This is a genomic window from Streptomyces sp. SirexAA-E (assembly GCF_000177195.2).
GTDB classification, from domain to species: Bacteria; Actinomycetota; Actinomycetes; order Streptomycetales; family Streptomycetaceae; genus Streptomyces; species Streptomyces flavovirens.
In genome coordinates, this window is sequence record NC_015953.1 from 4,550,444 (window position 1) to 4,567,030 (window position 16,587).

15 protein-coding genes are annotated in these 16,587 nt (G+C 71.4%); 6 read left to right on the top strand and 9 right to left on the bottom strand.

Annotated elements, in window-relative coordinates; genetic code table 11:
• The first annotated feature begins 101 nt into the window (after nt 1-101).
• Nucleotides 102-1,115: a LysR substrate-binding domain-containing protein gene (locus SACTE_RS20440; protein ID WP_014047908.1), complete on the top strand. Its 1,014-nt coding sequence runs from the start codon at nt 102-104 to the stop codon at nt 1,113-1,115.
• On the opposite strand, the gene SACTE_RS20445 is transcribed toward SACTE_RS20440, so the two are convergent.
• From SACTE_RS20445 to SACTE_RS20480, 8 genes are read right to left on the bottom strand one after another with little or no spacing between them, the layout of a single operon-like run.
• Nucleotides 1,109-2,122 (bottom strand): amidohydrolase family protein, encoded by a 1,014-nt coding sequence (locus tag SACTE_RS20445; protein WP_026359189.1) that lies wholly within the window; start codon nt 2,120-2,122, stop codon nt 1,109-1,111. The genes SACTE_RS20440 and SACTE_RS20445 overlap by 7 nt on opposite strands.
• A 2-nt stretch (nt 2,123-2,124) precedes the next feature.
• Complete coding sequence (locus SACTE_RS20450) at nt 2,125-2,646, bottom strand: 3-hydroxyanthranilate 3,4-dioxygenase (RefSeq protein WP_014047910.1); 522 nt, start codon at nt 2,644-2,646, stop codon at nt 2,125-2,127.
• Nucleotides 2,643-3,107, bottom strand: a complete 465-nt coding sequence (locus SACTE_RS20455) for a RidA family protein (RefSeq protein WP_014047911.1) — start codon at nt 3,105-3,107, stop codon at nt 2,643-2,645. The genes SACTE_RS20450 and SACTE_RS20455 overlap by 4 nt, the downstream gene beginning before the upstream one ends.
• Nucleotides 3,104-3,871, bottom strand: a complete 768-nt coding sequence (locus tag SACTE_RS20460) for a 4-oxalocrotonate decarboxylase (RefSeq protein ID WP_014047912.1) — start codon at nt 3,869-3,871, stop codon at nt 3,104-3,106. Before SACTE_RS20460 ends, SACTE_RS20455 begins: the two co-directional genes overlap by 4 nt.
• Nucleotides 3,868-4,899 (bottom strand): 4-hydroxy-2-oxovalerate aldolase, encoded by a 1,032-nt coding sequence (gene dmpG / locus SACTE_RS20465; RefSeq protein WP_014047913.1) that lies wholly within the window; start codon nt 4,897-4,899, stop codon nt 3,868-3,870. The genes SACTE_RS20460 and dmpG overlap by 4 nt, the downstream gene beginning before the upstream one ends.
• On the bottom strand, nt 4,896-5,852 hold the full coding sequence (locus SACTE_RS20470) for an acetaldehyde dehydrogenase (acetylating) (RefSeq protein WP_014047914.1): 957 nt from the start codon (nt 5,850-5,852) through the stop codon (nt 4,896-4,898). The genes dmpG and SACTE_RS20470 overlap by 4 nt, the downstream gene beginning before the upstream one ends.
• Entirely contained in the window at nt 5,849-6,712 is an 864-nt protein-coding gene (locus tag SACTE_RS20475; protein WP_014047915.1) for a fumarylacetoacetate hydrolase family protein, read from the bottom strand. The genes SACTE_RS20470 and SACTE_RS20475 overlap by 4 nt, the downstream gene beginning before the upstream one ends.
• Entirely contained in the window at nt 6,709-8,184 is a 1,476-nt protein-coding gene (locus tag SACTE_RS20480; protein ID WP_014047916.1) for a 2-hydroxymuconic semialdehyde dehydrogenase, read from the bottom strand. The genes SACTE_RS20475 and SACTE_RS20480 overlap by 4 nt, the downstream gene beginning before the upstream one ends.
• 333 nt (nt 8,185-8,517) lie before the next feature.
• Between SACTE_RS20480 and SACTE_RS20485 the strand changes: the two genes are divergently transcribed.
• The 4 genes from SACTE_RS20485 to SACTE_RS20500 all read left to right on the top strand — a co-directional run bounded on the left by SACTE_RS20485 (nt 8,518) and on the right by SACTE_RS20500 (nt 13,401).
• Nucleotides 8,518-9,861: an MFS transporter gene (locus SACTE_RS20485; RefSeq protein WP_014047917.1), complete on the top strand. Its 1,344-nt coding sequence runs from the start codon at nt 8,518-8,520 to the stop codon at nt 9,859-9,861.
• Nucleotides 9,862-10,032: 171 nt separating this feature from the next.
• Nucleotides 10,033-11,217, top strand: a complete 1,185-nt coding sequence (locus tag SACTE_RS20490) for a carboxylesterase family protein (protein WP_014047918.1) — start codon at nt 10,033-10,035, stop codon at nt 11,215-11,217.
• A gap of 385 nt (nt 11,218-11,602) precedes the next feature.
• The gene (locus SACTE_RS20495; RefSeq protein WP_014047919.1) at nt 11,603-12,322 is read left to right on the top strand and encodes an RNA polymerase sigma factor; all 720 of its coding nucleotides are present in this window, start codon (nt 11,603-11,605) and stop codon (nt 12,320-12,322) included.
• On the top strand, nt 12,322-13,401 hold the full coding sequence (locus SACTE_RS20500) for a hypothetical protein (RefSeq protein ID WP_014047920.1): 1,080 nt from the start codon (nt 12,322-12,324) through the stop codon (nt 13,399-13,401). Before SACTE_RS20495 ends, SACTE_RS20500 begins: the two co-directional genes overlap by 1 nt.
• Before the next feature lie 227 nt (nt 13,402-13,628).
• On the opposite strand, the gene SACTE_RS20505 is transcribed toward SACTE_RS20500, so the two are convergent.
• Nucleotides 13,629-14,564: a L,D-transpeptidase family protein gene (locus tag SACTE_RS20505; RefSeq protein ID WP_014047921.1), complete on the bottom strand. Its 936-nt coding sequence runs from the start codon at nt 14,562-14,564 to the stop codon at nt 13,629-13,631.
• 297 nt (nt 14,565-14,861) lie between these two features.
• On the opposite strand from SACTE_RS20505, the gene SACTE_RS20510 reads away from it, so the two are divergent.
• Entirely contained in the window at nt 14,862-16,442 is a 1,581-nt protein-coding gene (locus SACTE_RS20510) for a methylmalonyl-CoA mutase family protein (protein WP_014047922.1), read from the top strand.
• The last annotated feature ends 145 nt before the right edge of the window (nt 16,443-16,587 follow it).

Consider the following 16,587-nt stretch of genomic DNA (forward strand, 5'->3'; position numbering starts at 1 on the left):
CAGGGAGACCCGCGCCGACGAGAGCCGCACCGACAGGGAGGCCCACTTCGGGTGGCCACCGCACGCTTCGGGCCTTTGCCCGCCCCGGATAGAGTCATGGGGTGGAGATCCCCCGCCTGCTCGACGGTCGGCTGAAGTTCCGGCACCTGATCCTCGTCGACGCCCTCTCGCGCCAGGGGACCGTGGTCGGCGCCGCGGCGGAGCTGCACGTGACACAGCCCGCGGCCACCCGGAGCCTGCACGAGCTGGAGGACATCCTCGGGGTTCCGCTGTTCGAGCGCAGGCCCCGGGGCGTCACCGCCACGATCTTCGGCGAGGCGTTCACCCAGCACGCGCGGGCCGTGCTCGCCCAACTGACACAGGCCGGTCGCCATGTGACGGAGCTCGCCGACGCCGACCGGGGGACAGTGGTCGTCGGCACACACCTGGCCGGATCGAACGTGCTCCTGCCACGGGCCATCGCGGGGATCAAGAGGAAGCGCCCGTATCTGACGGTGGTCGTGCGGGAGGCGTCGCCGGAGGCGCTGCTGCTGGAGCTGGAGGCAGGGCGCGTCGATTTCGTCGTGGGCCGGCTGACCGCTCCGTCCGACGAGCGGATGGTGCGCCGCAAGCTCTACGACGAGTCGGTCGAACTGGTCGTCCGGGCCGGGCACCCCCTCGTCGGGCAGCAGCACGTCGAGCTGGCGGAGCTGGTGGACCTGCCGTGGATCCTGCCGGGCGCGGCGACCGTGCTGCGCCGGGAGATCGAGGAGTTCTTCAGCCGCCACGGCCTCGCCCTGCCGCCGAACCGGGTCGAGACCACCTCGTTCCTGACGGTCCGACAGCTTCTGCTGGAGACGGACGTCGTCGCCGTGCTGCCCAGCCTGATCATCCGGGACGACACCCGGCTCGTGGGGCTGCGCGTACCGCTGGACCCGATCGGGCACAGCGTCGGACTGACGATGTCGGCCGCCCGTACGCTGAGCCCTTCCGCCCAGGCTCTGATCAAGAGCCTGGAGGACATCGCCGGGGACATGGCGCCCCGGGGCGCCCGCGGAGAGCACGACGGGGGTGCGCCCGGGGAGACGTCGGAAGACGTCCCCGGACACACCCCCGGGTACCGCGCGGATCAGTAGCCGACGGCCTGGCCCCGGAGGCCGAGGAAGCGTTCGGCGTTGCCCCGGGTGATCAGCCGTCGGCTCGCGTCGTCGAGGAAACCGCTCCTGCGGACGACCTCACCGACCGGGCGCTCTCCCAGCGGGTACGGGTAGTCGCTGCCCACCATCACCCGGTCCGCGCCGAGCGTGTCGACCAGCAGTCGCAGCGCGCGGTCGTCGAAGACGACCGAGTCGACGTGGAAGCGGCCGAGGTAGTGCGAAGGGGGGAACTCCGACGTGCCGATGACGTCGTTGCGTCCGTGCCACGCGTTCTCCATCCGGCCGAGCCAGAACGCGAACGAGCCGCCGCCGTGGGCGAAGCAGATCTTCAGGCTGTCGTCGACACGGTCGAACACCCCTCCCAGGATCAGGGCGAGGATCGACAGATGTGTCTCCGCGGGCATCGCGGTCAGCCACTGGGCCATCCACCGGTCGAGCCGTGGGGAGCTGGCCATGTCCCACGGGTGCACGAACACCGGTACGTCCAGAGACGCGCAGTGCTGGAGGAAGGTGACGACGCCCTCGCTGTCGAGGTCGAGGTCACCCACGTGGTTGCCTATCTCGACCCCCCGGTGACCGTTGGCGACGCTGCGTTCCAGCTCGCGGCAGGCGGCATCCGGATCCTGCAGCGGCACCTGGCAGAACGGGATGAGCCGGTCCGGTGCCGGGGCGACGATCTCGAGAGCCAGGTCGTTGAAGACGCGGGCGACCTTCGCCGCCTCCCGCCCCCCGGTCCCGTAGCTGAAGAAGGCCGGTGTCGGGGAGACCACCTGGGTGCGGACGCCGTCCGCGTCCATGTCGCGCAGGCGGGTCTCCGCGTCCCAGCAGTCCGCCCGGATCCGGCGGAACTCCTTCGTACCCATCATGATCATCGCGTCGGCCTCGGACTCGATCCGCAGCCACGGCGCCTCCGGCCCGATCTCGGATGTCAGGTCCGGCCAGCCCCGGGGGACGTAATGGGTGTGGATGTCGATCATTCCGTCCACGGTCAGCCCTTCCCGGGGTGCAGCGCACCGCACCTGGGGCAGACCCGGGCCTTCTCGTCCGCGTAGAACTCGCTGAAGACCGGCGGCAGATCCTCGACGATGTCCCGCACCTGGAGCTCCGTCTCGTGGATCAGCCGCGAGCAGTCGAGGCAGTACCACTGGAACCGCTCCAGGGTGCCCTCCTCACGGACCCGCTCGATGACCAGCCCGATCGACTCGGGGTCGGGCCGCTGCGGGGAGTGCGGGAGGTTGCCGGGGAGCAACCACGCCTGCCCCTCCTTGATGTGCACGGTCCGCGGCCCGTCCTCGGTCATGACGTTGACGTGCATGTCGCCCCTGACCTGGTAGAACCACTCCTCGTACGGGTCGAGGTGGTAGTCCGTCCGCTGGTTCGGGCCGCCGACGATCTGGACGATGAAGTCCTTGCCCAGGGACATGGTCCGGTTGTTCACCGGCGGCTTGAGCAGGTGCTCGTGCTCGGTGATCCACCCCTGGAAATCGATGACCTGCGGGATGTCGGTCATGAGACCACCTCCGTGCTGTGCGATGTGTGGGACTGGTCGCCGCGCCTGTTCCGCGGCAGATGGGCGATGGCCTGGATCTCGATCAGCAGGTGGGGGTGCGGCAGTTGGTGGACCGCCACGGTCGTCCGCGTGGGGCCCCGCTCGTCGAAGAACTCGCCGTAGACCTCGTTGTATCCGCCGAAGTCGTTCATGGACACGAGGTACGCGGTGACCTGGGCGATGTCGGAGAGGTCCGCGCCCAGCTCGGCGAGCATGCCGCGGATGTTCTCGATCACCGCCCGCGTCTGCGCCCGGATGTCCAGGTCCGTCGTGCCCATCGCGTCGACCTCGACACCCACGAAGGTGTTGTCGGGCCGGCGCGAACTGGTCCCAGAGACGAAGACCAGGTCGCCGACGACCTTCACGTGCGGGAAGCGCCCGCGCGGGGTGGCCCGCCCCTCCATGACGCGTGCCCCGCTCATCGGACCCCCCGCACCGAAACGGCGCCGATGCCCGCGACGTCGCAGCTGGTGACGCCCGTCGTCAGCGGCACGGCCGCGGTCGCCGCACCGGCGAGCACCGCCTGTCCGGCCCGCAACGGGATGCTCCGGCGCCGGCACATGTCCAGCAGGGCGTGCAGCGCGCGCACCGGGTCGCCGAGGACGGCGGCGGTCGAACCGGTCACCACCGTCGTGCCGACGAGCAGCCGCACCGCCCGGTTGGACACGCTCTCGACCGGGCGCCAGGGACCGATCACGTAGGCGGCGGCCGACGTGTTGTCGGCGACGACGTCGCCGTAGGTGAAGCGGAAGTCCTCGTACCGCGAGTCGATGATCTCCAGGGCCGGGGCGACCGCGTCGACACAGGACTCGATGTCCGTCGCCGGGTCGTCCAGGTCCACGTCGCGGCAGAGCCGGTAGGCGACCTCGGGCTCCACCTTCGGGTGGATGAAACGGGACAGGTCCAGGTCACCGCCGTCCGGGACCCGCATGGCGTCGGTGAGCCGTCCGACGATCACGTCGGAGACCCCCATCTGCGCCATCTTCGCCTTGCTGGTGAAGCCCAGCTTGACGCCGGTCAGCCGCTCGCCGCGTGCCGCGCGCCGGGCCAGCAGCGCGGCCTGGATCGCGTACGCGTCGTCGATGCCGAACGCGTGGGTGTCGGCGAGGCTCGGGGTCTCGGTCCGGGACGTCTGCGCGGTGTCGAGGCGCTCGGCCAGGGTGTCGATGGTGCGTGCCGGAATCATGCGGCGCCTCCGTCGGTGAGGGCCCCGCGCCGCGCGGCCAGGTCCAGTGCGATGTCCACGATCATGTCCTCCTGACCGCCGACCATCTGACGTCGTCCGGCCTCCAGCAGAATGTCCCTGGTGTCGACCCCGTAGCGCAGCGAGGCCCGTTCGGCGTGCAGCAGGAAGCTGGAGTAGACACCGGCGTACCCGAGGGTCAGCGTCTCGCGGTCCACCTGTACCGGTCGCTGACGCATCGGCCGGACGATGTCGTCGGCGGCGTCCTGGAGCGCGAACAGGTCGCAGCCGTGCTCCCAGCCCATCAGGTCCGCGACGGCGACGAACGGTTCGGCCGGGCAGTTGCCCGCCCCGGCGCCCTGACCCGCCAGAGCCACGTCGACGCGGTACGCGCCGTGCTCGACGGCCGTCACGCTGTTGGCCACCGACAGCGAGAGGTTCTCGTGGGCGTGGATGCCGATCTCGGTGCCCTCGTCCAGCACCCGGCGGTAGGCGTCGATCCGTTCTGCGACGTCCCGCATGGTCAGGCGTCCGCCGGAGTCGGTCACGTACACGCAGTGGGCGCCGTAGGACTCCATGAGGGCCGCCTGCCGGGCCAGGCCCTCGGGGGAGTTGAGGTGGCTCATCATCAGGAAGCCCGACACGTCCATGCCGTGCTCACGGGCCCAGCCGATGTGCTGGGCGCCGACGTCCGCCTCGGTGCAGTGGGTGGCGACCCGGACGCTGCGCACGCCCAGGTCGTACGCCCGTCGCAGGTGCTCGACGGTGCCGATGCCGGGCAGCAGCAGCGTCGTCAGCTTCGCGTGCTCGACCACGTCGGCGGCGGCCTCGATCCACTCCTCGTCGGAGTGGGCGCCGAAGCCGTAGTTGGCACTCGACCCGCCGAGACCGTCGCCGTGCGCGACCTCGATGGCCGCGACGCCCGCCCTGTCCAGAGCGGAGACGATGTCACGCACCTGGCCGACGGTGTACATGTGCCCCATGGCGTGCATGCCGTCCCGCAGGGTCACGTCCTGTACGTACAGCTTCATGCGTCCACCCGTCCTCGGAGTGCGGTGATCTTCTCGGCGGTCCGGACCGCGGCGGAGGTCATGATGTCGAGGTTCCCGGCGTAGTCGGGCAGGTAGTGGCCCGCGCCCAGCACCTCCAGGAACACCGAGACCCTGACCCCGGTGACCCGCCGGCCGAGAGCCGGGACCACGGCGTCCTCGACCGCGTCGAACTGCACGTCCTGCTTGAGCCGGTAGCCCGGCACGTACTCCTGGACGGTTTCGGCCATCTGCCGTACGGAGGCGACGATCCGTTCCCGCGTACCGGCGTCCACCGCCCCCTCGACGAGGCAGTACACGGTGTCGCGCATGACGATGGGCGGTTCGGCCGGGTTGAGCACGATGATCGCCTTGCCCACCGAGGCGCCGCCGACGACGCGGATGGCCTCGCCGGTCGTCTCGGTGAACTCGTCGATGTTGGCCCGGGTCCCCGGCCCGGCCGACCTGGAGGAGATGGACGCGACGATCTCGCCGTACGCGACCGGGGCGATCCGGGAGACCGCGGCGACGACGGGGATGGTCGCCTGGCCTCCGCAGGTCACCATGTTGACGTCCGGCGCGTCCAGGTGGTCGTCCAGATTGACCGACGGCACCACGAACGGACCGAGGGCCGCCGGCGTCAGGTCGACCATCAGCTTCCCGTGCTGACGGGCGATCTCCGCGTTGCGCCCGTGCGCCTTGGCGGAGGTGGCGTCGAAGATCACCTTGATGTCCGCGAACCCGGGCATCCCGACGAGACCCTCGACGCCCTGGTGGGTGGTGGCCACCCCCAGCCGCCCGGCACGGGCGAGCCCGTCGGAGGCCGGGTCGATGCCCACCATGGCGCCCATGCGGAGCGTCTTCGACAGCCGCATGACCTTGATCATGAGGTCGGTCCCGATGTTGCCGGACCCGATGACGGCGACCGGAACCGCGTCCGTGGCCGGTGTGCTCACTTGGTTCCCTCCTCGATGACTGCGTCGACCTCGCCGAGCCCGTCCAGCTCCAGCCGGAACCGCCCAGGTCCGCCGACCGGGACCATCGGCCCGAGCGCACCGGACATCACGACGTCACCGGCCCGCAGCGGCTGTTCGCGCCGGACCATCTCGCGCGCCAGCCAGGCCACGGCGACGACCGGCGAACCGAGGCAGGCGTGGCCCGCGCCGAAGGAGACCGGCTCGCCGTCCCGGTGGAGTGTCATACCGACCCGGGAGAGGTCCCGGGCGTCGAGCGTGTGCGGGGTGGTCCCGAGGACGACCGCGCCGCTGGAGGCGTTGTCCGCGACGGTGTCGGTGATGGCCAGGTCCCAGTCCGTGATCCGCGAGTCGACGATCTCGACGGCGGGGAGCACGAACTCGGTGGCCCGCAGGACGTCCGCGACACCGGCGCCCGGCCGGTCGAGGTCGCGGCCGAGCACGAAGGCGATCTCGCCCTCCGCCCGGGGCTGGATGAACCGGCCGAGCGGCAGCGGCTCGCCGTGGGCGTACATCATGTCGTCGAAGAGCACGCCGAAGTCCGGCTGGAACACTGCGAACTGCTGCTGCACGACGGGGGCGGTGAGCCCGATCTTGGCGCCCACCCGGCGGGCTCCGGACGCGGCCCTGGCAGCGGCGACGCGGCGCTGGACCTCGTAGGCGGCGTCGATGTCCCCCTCGCCCAGGTACCGCCGGACCGGTGCGCACGGGGTGCGGGTCGCCGCCGCGGCGGTGAGCAGTGCGGCGGCGGCGTCGATCCGCCCGTCGGGGCCGGTGTTCTCGTCGGTGCCGGTGTTCTCGTCGGTGTCGGTGTTCTCGTCGGTGTCCGGGAGTGGAGTCACAGCTGTACGCACACATTCGTCGGCTCGGTGTAGAAGTGCAGGGAGGATTCGCCGCCCTCGCGCCCGATACCGGAGAGCCCGGCGCCGCCGAAGGGCGAGCGGAGGTCGCGCAGGAACCAGGTGTTGACCCAGGCCATGCCCACGTCCATCGACTGCGCCACACGGTGACCGCGGCGCAGGTCGTTGGTCCACACCGACGCCGCGAGGCCGTAGTCGGTGTCGTTGGCCAGGGCGATCGCCTCGGCCTCGGTGTCGAAGGGGACGAGCGCGGCCACCGGCCCGAAGATCTCCTCGCGTACGACCCGGTCGGCGTTGGTCAGCCCGGTCCACAGCGTCGGTTCGATCCACGAACCGCCGTCCAGGTCCTCGCCCAGCCGGGGGACCCCGCCGCCGGTGAGCACCTCGGCGCCGGCCTGTTCGGCCAGTTCGAAGTAGCGGAGGACCTTGTCCCGGTGGGTCTGGGATATCAGCGGACCCGTGGTGGTCGCCTCGTCCAGCGGACGCCCCAGCCGCAGGCCCCGGGCCCGCTCCACGAGTCCGCCCGCGATCTCGTCGAACACGGACCGCTGCACGTAGACCCGCTCGGTGCACAGGCAGACCTGGCCGGTGTTGGAGAACACCGACCTGGTGAGTCCGGTCAGCGCCTCGTCGATGTCGACGTCGTCGAAGACGATGGCGGCGTTCTTGCCGCCGAGTTCGAACGACACCGGGCGGACCCGGGGCGCGACCGTCTTCATGACGTGCGAGCCGGTCGCCGAGGATCCGGTGAAGGTCACGCCGTCGATCCCGGGGTGGGACGTCACGTACTCGCCGGCGGAGTCGGCGCCGAATCCGTGGAGGACGTTGTACACGCCTGCCGGCAGGCCGACTTCGGCGAGGACCTCCGCCAGCAGGGTGGCTGTACCGGGCGTCTCCTCGCTGGGCTTCACGACCACGGCGTTGCCGCAGGCGAGGGCGGGTGCGATCTTCCAGGTCAGCAGGAGGAGCGGCAGATTCCACGGCACGATGACCGCGACGACGCCGAGCGGCTTGCGGACCGCGTAGTTGAGGGCCTGCCTGCCGCCCGCGAGGTCGGTGAGGAACGACTCCTGCCCCGCGGCGGCGACCACGTCCGCGAAGGTGCGGAAGTTGGAGACGGCCCGTGCCACATCGAGTTCCCGCGCCTGCGTGACCGGCTTTCCGGTGTCGGCGATCTCCGCGGCGACGAACTCCTCGAAACGTTCCTCGATACGGTCCGCGGCGCGGCGCAGCAGTGCGGCCCTCTCGCGTACCGCCGTACTCGCCCAGCCGTCGTCCAGAGCCCGCCGGGCCGCCGCCACGGCGCGGTCCACGAGGGGCCTGTCGGCCTCGTGGACGCGAGCGTGAACCGCCCCGGTGGCCGGGTCCACCTTGCCGAAGCCGCGGTGCTCGTCGGGCTCGACGAACTTTCCGTCGACGAAATTGCGGATCCACCGCCCATTGTCTGCCGTCATGCCCCCACTCTGAGAGGTGCGGCTATGTCGAACAAATGAACTTCTCGTGAGGTGGCATACCAGGATTGCTATGCCGCGCGCTGCTCGGCGGGCGGGTGCCCGGCGGCGGCGGGCGGGCCGCCGTCATGCGGCCGGACGGCGCGTGGGACCGGACCGGCCGCCGCCGAAGGGTGGCACGGTATACCCGTCAGGGCATGGCAGATTCGCGATTGGGTATTTGTGCGTCATGTCTCACGGGGTGAGTATCCACCGTTGACGCGTGATGTACGCCAGCCGCCGTAGTGGCTTCGCCGGACGAAAGACCGCGAGCCGCCCAAGCGATAGGTCATCCCCATGAGTAATCCGTCTCAAGAAGAAAAAGCGGGCGGTGCCGCACCCGCTCCGGGAAGAACGGCAGTCGCGACGCTGGCCGGCACCACACTGGAGTGGTACGACTTCTTCCTCTACGGCACAGCCGCCGCCCTCATCTTCGACAAACAGTTCTTTCCTTCGCTGAGCCCGACGGCGGGAACGCTGGCGGCGTTCAGCACACTTGCCGTCGGTTTCGTCGCCCGGCCGCTCGGAGGTCTGGTCTTCGGTCATTTCGGGGACCGCATCGGGCGAAAAGCGACGCTGGTGGTCTCCCTCGTCATGATGGGAATCGGGTCCACCCTCATCGGCGCCATTCCGAACTACGACTCGATCGGTTTCTGGGCGCCGGTCCTGCTGGTTCTCCTGCGCATCGTCCAGGGCATCGGCCTCGGCGGTGAGGGCGCGGGCGCGACGCTGATGTCGATGGAGCACGCCCCGGAGGGCAAGAGGAACCTCTACGCCGGGTTCCCGCAGATGGGGACCCCCGCGGGGCTGGTGCTGGCCAACATCATCTTCCTCGTCACCAACGTGCTCATGGGCGACCACACGTTCACCTCATGGGGCTGGCGCATACCCTTCCTGCTGAGCTTCGTCCTCGTCGCGGTGGGCCTGGTGATCCGGCTCCGCGTCACCGAGTCCCCCTCCTTCAACCGGGTTCTCGAACAGGACGAGGTGGTCACGTTCCCGCTCGCGGAATCGTTCAAGGTCGGATTCCAGCGCCTCGGCCTGACGCTGCTCGCGGTCGTCGCGAATTCCGCCGTCGCCTATGTGTTCATGGTGTTCGCCCTGTCCTACGGCACCAAGAACCTCGGCTACGACCGGCAGTTCCTCATCATCGGCGTGACCGCGTCCGCCGTGCTGTGGTTCGTGACCATTCCGGTGTGGACGAAATTCGCCGACCGGCACGGCCGCCGGGTGATGTTCATCGGCGGTTCCGCCGCGATCCTGGTGTGGTGCGCCGTCTTCTTCCCGCTGTACGACACCGGCAACAACGTCCTCGCCGTCGTGGCACTCGCCGGAATGGGCCTGATCATTCCGGTGACGCACTGTGTCCAGGGTGGGATCATCGCCGACACCTTCCCTGCCCACGTGCGGTATTCGGGCTCCTCGCTGATCCTCCAGACCGGCGCCATCCTCGGTGGCGGCCTCGCCCCGATGATCTCCACCGTGCTGCTGGGCGACGGCGGTTCCTCGGCCGGTGTGACGTGGTACCTCGTCGTGATGTGCGCCATCAGCCTCGGCGGGGCGATCGCACTGTTCCGCGTGGTGCCCGACGGGCCTGCCGACCTGGCCGAGCCCCCCGCCGAGGCCGTCTCCCCGGTCTGACCCGGTGCGGCCGGACGACACGCCGGAACACCGCTCGCACGACGGCGGGGGCCCCGGCGCCCGGCCGCCGTCCCCGTACGTCCCACGCGTACGGTTCGCCCCGGGACCCCGCGCGGCGCGCCGGCCCGCTCCTTCCACGAGGGGCGGACCGGCCGATTACGGAGGTAACGCATGAACGGCTCGGCGATGGTCCGGACCGGCCCGATCCGCTACGCCACCGCGGAGCGCTTCGCGCGCCCCCGCCCGGTGGCGGCCCAGGACACGCGCCCGTCGAGCGGCGAGATCTGCCCGCAGCTTCCCTCGCGGCTCGACGCGGTGATGGGCCCGCCCCTCGACAGCCGCCCCCAGGGCGAGGACTGCCTGAACCTGTCGGTCGTCACACCGGCCCGGGACGCCGGGGCCCGGCCGGTCATGGTGTGGTTCCACGGCGGCGGGTTCAGCAGTGGCGCCGGCATCAGGGACTGGTACGACGGCGGAGCGCTCGCCGCCCAGGGCGACGTGGTGGTTGTCGCCGTCAACTACCGCCTCGGAGCGCTCGGATACCTCTGCCTCGACGGAGTCAGTGAAGGCAACCTCGGCCTGTACGACCAGCTCGAAGCGCTCCGCTGGGTGGGCACGCACATCGCTGAGTACGGGGGCGACCCCGGCAACGTCACGGTCTTCGGGCAGTCCGCCGGCGGTCTGTCCATCCGGATGCTGATGGAGGTGCCCGAGGCCCGGGGCCTCTTCCACCGCGCCATCCTCCAGAGCGCCCCGCTCGCGATCACGGCCCGCCCTCGTCCGGAAGCCCTCGCCCTCGGCCGGGCGTTCGCCGGTTTCCTCGCGGAGGACCCGCACACCGCCGGGCTGCCCGCGATCCTGGAGGCGCAGCGGAAGACGGCGGTGGCCCACCAGGAACGGACCGGCAGCACCTTGGAACCACCGTTCAACCCGGTCGGCGAACCCGGCCCGTTCGACGGAGACGTCCGTGGCCTGGACGTCATGTACGGCTGGAACGCCGACGACATGACCGCGTTCCCCGGTGAGGGCGACGACGCCGAGGAGCTGACCCGCCGGACGTACGAGGAACCGCTCGGCGAGCTCGGCACACAGCTGACGCGGGCCGGGGCGCGGGTGCACACCTACCGTCTCGACTGGCGCCCCGCCGGATCGGCCTTCGGCGCCACCCACTGCGTCGAACTGCCGCTGCTCCTGGGCACCCGGAACGCGTGGCGCGGTTCGCCGATGCTCGGGGACGCCGCGTGGCAGGACGTCGATACGCTCGGCCGCACCCTGCGCACCGCCTGGTCCGGCTTCGCCCGCACGGGCACGCCCGGCCCCACGGCCGCCCCACTCCACCTGCGCCAGGGACACTGACCCGCTGCCCAGTGGTTCACCCGGCCGACGCGGGCGCGGCTCCGCTCACCGTCCGGACCGGGGAGGACCGGGGAGGACCGGGACAGGCGTCCGCCGGCCTCGCGGGTGCGTATGTCCCGTCGAGCGGTGGACGGGGACGACGACCGGGGCCGCCACCCCCCACAGGAGAGGCCCCGGCCGTCTTCCACGAGGTCGCGCCGCGACCCCGTACTCAACTCAGCGCCGTCGGTGCGTTTTCTGTCACACCGCTCTGTGTCAGGAGACAGTTGCATGTTGTACAAGTCATGGACGGGGCACCGTCCGAGCACGTAGCGTGCTGAGTCACGCAGAGTGGCGTGGCAGTGATGACCAGCTGCGTTACGGATCAGCAGGGCGGGTTGAGGGAGTGCTGGGGGACGACGCGGAGCTGACCGCCGCGGTGCTCGCGGCACAGGACGGGGACGAGGACGCCTTCCGTACTGTGTACCGCGCTGTGCACCCACGGCTGTTGGGGTACATACGGACGCTGGTGGGCGAACCGGACGCCGAGGACGTGGCCTCCGAGTCGTGGCTCCAGATCGCGCGTGACCTGGGCCGGTTCAGCGGGGACGCCGACCGGTTCCGCGGCTGGGCCGCCCGCATCGCACGCAACCGCTCGCTCGACCACATACGGATGCGCGGCAGGCGCCCCGCGATCGGCGGGGACGAGAGCGAGCTGACGGGCCGGCCGGCCGAGTCCGACACGGCGGGCGAGGCGCTGGAGGCGCTGGCCACCGGCCGCACCCTGGACCTCATAGCCCAGCTTCCGCAGGACCAGGCGGAGGCCGTCGTGCTGCGGGTGGTCGTGGGGCTCGACGCGAAGAGCGCGGCCCGCACCCTGGGCAAGCGCCCCGGCGCGGTCCGCACGGCCGCGCACCGTGGGCTGAAGCGGCTGGCGGAGCTGGTGGGCCCGGACAACGGCACGGACAACGGCCCGGACAACGGCACGGACAACGGTCCGGACGAAGGGATCGTGGCGGGAGGCGCGGGCCTCGGTGCCGTACCCGCGCAGCGCCTCGCGCGAGGCGGCGCGGCGGCGTCCGCCGGTGTGACGCATTCGCGTGCGTGGACGCAGAAGGACATGTGATGGCCGACGAGCAGGACGAGTGGCTTGACGCGGACGCGGCGGAGGCTCTGCTCCGCGGCGACCGGGCCGAACCCGACGGCGCTCACGACCGGACGGGGGCCCGGCGGCTGGACGCCGCGCTGCGCGCGGTGCGCACCCCCGGCCCGTCCACCGGCGAACTCCCCGGTGAGGAAGCCGTGCTGGCAGCGTTCCGGGAGGCGTCGGCCAGGAAGCGGGACGGCGCCGCGCGTGCCACCGGGCCCGCCGGACGGAAGGACACCCTGCACACCGTGCGGATCGGCCCGGCGCGCACGGCTCCCTCCCGGCGTCTGCGCTGGACCCGCCCGGTGCGCTACGGCCTGGCCGTCTCGCTCGCCGGGTGCGCGCTCGGCGGGGTGGCGGTCGCGGGAGGTACGGGCATGCTGTCCGCGCCCTTCGGCGGCCATGTCGCCCCCGTCCCCGCCTCGTCCGTCTCGACGCCCGCCTCGCCGAGGGAGCTGGGTGCCGATCTGCCCGACGCCGATCCGTCGCTCCGGCCGTCGGACCCGTCCGGCGCGGACACCCCGACCGCCACCCCGCAGGACCCGGACGAGGCGGACCACGAAAGCGGGGGCGAGGAGACCGGCGGCGACCCGGCGGGCGGTGGCGGTGGCGGCGACCACGGCCGGAGCGACACGGCGCCCGGGCGCGGCCCTTCGGACGGCACGGACGGCTCGGACGGGCGGGGCGAGGCCGACGGCTCCGCCGGGACCACGGATCCCTCCTCCGGCACCCCCGGCGACTCCGCCGCCGAGGCGTACGAGAAGTCGCTCCGGGTCTGCCGGAAGTACCGCGAGGACTCCCTGAGCGGCGAGGACCGGCGCCGGCTCGTCGAACTGGCCCGCGGTGAACGGAACATGGAGCGCTTCTGCGACCGGCTCCTGGACCACGACGGCGGGGGCAAGGGCGGTACGGACACCGGGGACGGCGACGGGGGCACGAGGGACGGCGACCACGGGCCGCTCCCCTCGGTCGTCTTCCACCCCGTGGGCCCCGCACCGGACCAGGAGCCGTCCTCCCTCGCGCCCACGCCTTCGGCACCCGCGGTAGAAACGCGCTGACCTGGGGAGACGCCCGCCAGGGGTGGTGGAGGTAACGTTTTTCGGTGCCCCGGCGCAGTACAGAGTGCCGACTGGTCATCGGCCGCGCGACGAGCCGGGGTTCCCCCCGTACCTTCGGCTCAGCGCACCCGGCGCGGGCGGGACACGTTCCCCCGGTCCCGTCCGCGCCCCTTTCCTCGGTCGGAACGGCGGCCGCCCCGGATCACCTGCCGGTGGATCCGGAGCACCTACCGGTAGACGACGACCTTGTCGCCGTCCTTCACCTGGGCGTAGAGCGACGCGATCTTCGCCTCGTCCCGGACGTTGACGCAGCCGCGCGAGGCGCCGGTGTAGCCGCGGGCCGCGAAGTCCGAGGAGTAGTGCACCGCTTGGCCGCCGCTGAAGAACATGGCGTACGGCATGGGCGAGTCGTAGAGCGTCGAGACGTGGTGGCGGGACTTCCAGTACACCTCGAAGACGCCCTCACGGGTGGGTGTGTACTCCGATCCGAAGCGGACGTCCATCGACGAGACGACCTTGCCGTCGATCATCCACGCCAGGGTGCGGCTGTTCTTGCTGATGCACAGCACCCGGCCCGTCATGCAGCGCGGGTCCGGCTTCGCCACCGCGCGCTCGGTCGGCGGCCGCAGCTCGTCGGCCGTCGGCTCGCGGGTCATGTCCAGCAGCCGCTGCCAGGTCACGGTGTCGGTCCTGCCCGTACGGGGCAGGCCGCGCTTGCCCTGGAAGGAGCGTACGGACGCCTCCGTGGTGGTCCCGTAGTACCCGGTGGGGCTGCGGTCGAAGTGGCCGATCTGGCGCAGCCGGGCCTGGAGTTCGCGCACCCGGTCGCTGCTGTCGCCGGTCTTCATCAGCGCCTCGGGCTCCGGTGCGGCGGGAGCCTCCGGCGCCTTCGTGGGCGTCGCGGGCGGCGTGGAAGGGGAGGCGGGCGCCGACGGGGAGGCGGACCGCGACGGTGCCGCGCTCGTGGGCTCGCCGCCCGGCTTCGCGTCGTCGGCGGGGCGCGCCGACGCGGCGGGCGGCTCCACCGGGGCCGGGGTGCCCGCCGCCCCCGCGGGCTCCACCCGGCAGCCCGCGGTCAGTGCCGCGAGCGCGAGCACGCCGACGGCCGCGGCCGCCGCCGCACGCGTCCGGCCGCCGCGGCTGCTCGTACGAATCGGTCCCATGCCCAGGCCCCCTGGTTCGGCTGTCCCACCGTGCTCTCCCATGAGACGGGATTCCCACCCCGCGTGGTTGCCGAATCCCCGATGTGATGAGTCCGGCCGGGCCGTCGCGGTGGTTCATGCTGTGAGCAAGGTCCCAGCGGACGGCCCTCCCCGGTGGGGCGCCCGCCGCTAGAGTCCGTCGCTAAGCGCTGTCCCGTGTTACCTGGCGGGCGCGCGGCGTCAGGCATCACGGGACAGCCCTTAGAGTCCCAGAACAGAGTTGTTACCGCCTAGTAGGTGAAACGGGAGGCACAGCACATGACGCGTGAGTCCGAGTCGGGACTGCCCATCGAGCCGGTGTACGGGCCGGACGCGCTCGACGGCTGGCAGGCCGAGGAGAAGCTGGGCGAGCCGGGTGCGTACCCCTTCACGCGCGGTGTCTACCCCACGATGTACACGGGCCGGCCGTGGACGATGCGGCAGTACGCCGGTTTCGGCACCGCCACCGAGTCCAACGCCCGCTACAAGCAGCTGATCGCCAACGGTACGGCGGGGCTCTCGGTCGCGTTCGACCTGCCGACCCAGATGGGGCACGACTCGGACGCGCCGATCGCCAGTGGCGAGGTCGGCAAGGTCGGGGTCGCGATCGACTCGATCGACGACATGCGCGTCCTGTTCGGCGGGATCCCGCTGGACAAGGTCTCCACCTCGATGACCATCAACGCGCCCGCCTCCCTTCTCCTGCTGCTCTACCAACTCGTCGGCGAGGAGCAGGGCGTTCCGGCGGACCGGCTGACCGGCACCATCCAGAACGACGTGCTCAAGGAGTACATCGCCCGCGGCACCTACATCTTCCCGCCGAAGCCCTCGCTGCGGCTGATCGCCGACATCTTCAAGTACTGCAAGGCCGAGATCCCGAAGTGGAACACGATCTCGATCTCCGGCTACCACATGGCGGAGGCCGGGGCCTCGCCCGCGCAGGAGATCGCCTTCACCCTCGCCGACGGCATCGAGTACGTCCGTACCGCCGTCGCCGCCGGCATGGACGTGGACGACTTCGCGCCCCGGCTCTCCTTCTTCTTCGTCGCCCGTACGACGATCCTGGAGGAGGTCGCCAAGTTCCGTGCCGCGCGCCGGATCTGGGCGAAGGTGATGCGCGAGGAGTTCGGCGCGAAGAACCCCAAGTCGCTGATGCTGCGCTTCCACACCCAGACCGCGGGCGTCCAGCTCACCGCCCAGCAGCCCGAGGTCAACCTGGTCCGGGTCGCGGTCCAGGGCCTGGGCGCGGTCCTCGGCGGCACCCAGTCGCTGCACACCAACTCCTTCGACGAGGCCATCGCGCTGCCCACCGACAAGTCGGCCCGCCTGGCCCTGCGCACCCAGCAGGTCCTGGCGTACGAGACGGACGTGACGGCGACGGTGGACCCCTTCGCGGGTTCGTACGTGGTCGAGAAGATGACCGACGACGTCGAGGCCGCGACCCTGGAACTGATGCTCAAGGTCGAGGAGATGGGCGGCGCGGTCAACGCGATCGAGCGCGGCTTCCAGAAGAGCGAGATCGAGCGCAGCGCCTACCGCATCGCGCAGGAGACGGACAGCGGCGAGCGCGTCGTCGTCGGTGTCAACCGCTTCCGCCTCGACGAGGAGGAGCCGTACGAGCCCCTGCGCGTCGACCCGGCGATCGAGGCCCAGCAGGCGGCCCGGCTGGCGAAGCTGCGCGCCGAACGCGACCAGGGCGCGGTGGACGCGGCGCTGGACCAGCTGCGGAAGGCGGCCGAGGGCACGGACAACGTGCTCTATCCGATGAAGGACGCGCTCAGGGCCCGGGCCACGGTGGGCGAGGTCTGCAACGCGCTGCGGGAGGTCTGGGGGACGTACGTCCCGACGGACGCGTTCTGAGCCACCGGCCACCCGCGCGGGTGATCCCCCGCCGATCACCCGCGCCCTCGGGCAGGCTCGTGAACAGCGGTTCTCCGTCCGGGCATCGCGTGGAGGTCGTGGACCGGCTGCCGGACGGCGACGAGGACTGATCCGCCACATCCTG

What these genes read in the sequence shown, in the direction of transcription:
- SACTE_RS20450 (WP_014047910.1), bottom strand. Translation starts at nt 2,646, where the DNA reads ATGACCGACATCCCGCAGGTCATCGATTTCCAGGGGTGGATCACCGAG.
- SACTE_RS20455 (WP_014047911.1), bottom strand. Translation starts at nt 3,107, where the DNA reads ATGAGCGGGGCACGCGTCATGGAGGGGCGGGCCACCCCGCGCGGGCGC.
- SACTE_RS20460 (WP_014047912.1), bottom strand. Translation starts at nt 3,871, where the DNA reads ATGATTCCGGCACGCACCATCGACACCCTGGCCGAGCGCCTCGACACC.
- dmpG (WP_014047913.1), bottom strand. Translation starts at nt 4,899, where the DNA reads ATGAAGCTGTACGTACAGGACGTGACCCTGCGGGACGGCATGCACGCC.
- SACTE_RS20480 (WP_014047916.1), bottom strand. Translation starts at nt 8,184, where the DNA reads ATGACGGCAGACAATGGGCGGTGGATCCGCAATTTCGTCGACGGAAAG.
- SACTE_RS20485 (WP_014047917.1), top strand. Translation starts at nt 8,518, where the DNA reads ATGAGTAATCCGTCTCAAGAAGAAAAAGCGGGCGGTGCCGCACCCGCT.
- SACTE_RS20490 (WP_014047918.1), top strand. Translation starts at nt 10,033, where the DNA reads ATGAACGGCTCGGCGATGGTCCGGACCGGCCCGATCCGCTACGCCACC.
- SACTE_RS20500 (WP_014047920.1), top strand. Translation starts at nt 12,322, where the DNA reads ATGGCCGACGAGCAGGACGAGTGGCTTGACGCGGACGCGGCGGAGGCT.
- SACTE_RS20505 (WP_014047921.1), bottom strand. Translation starts at nt 14,564, where the DNA reads ATGGGACCGATTCGTACGAGCAGCCGCGGCGGCCGGACGCGTGCGGCG.
- SACTE_RS20510 (WP_014047922.1), top strand. Translation starts at nt 14,862, where the DNA reads ATGACGCGTGAGTCCGAGTCGGGACTGCCCATCGAGCCGGTGTACGGG.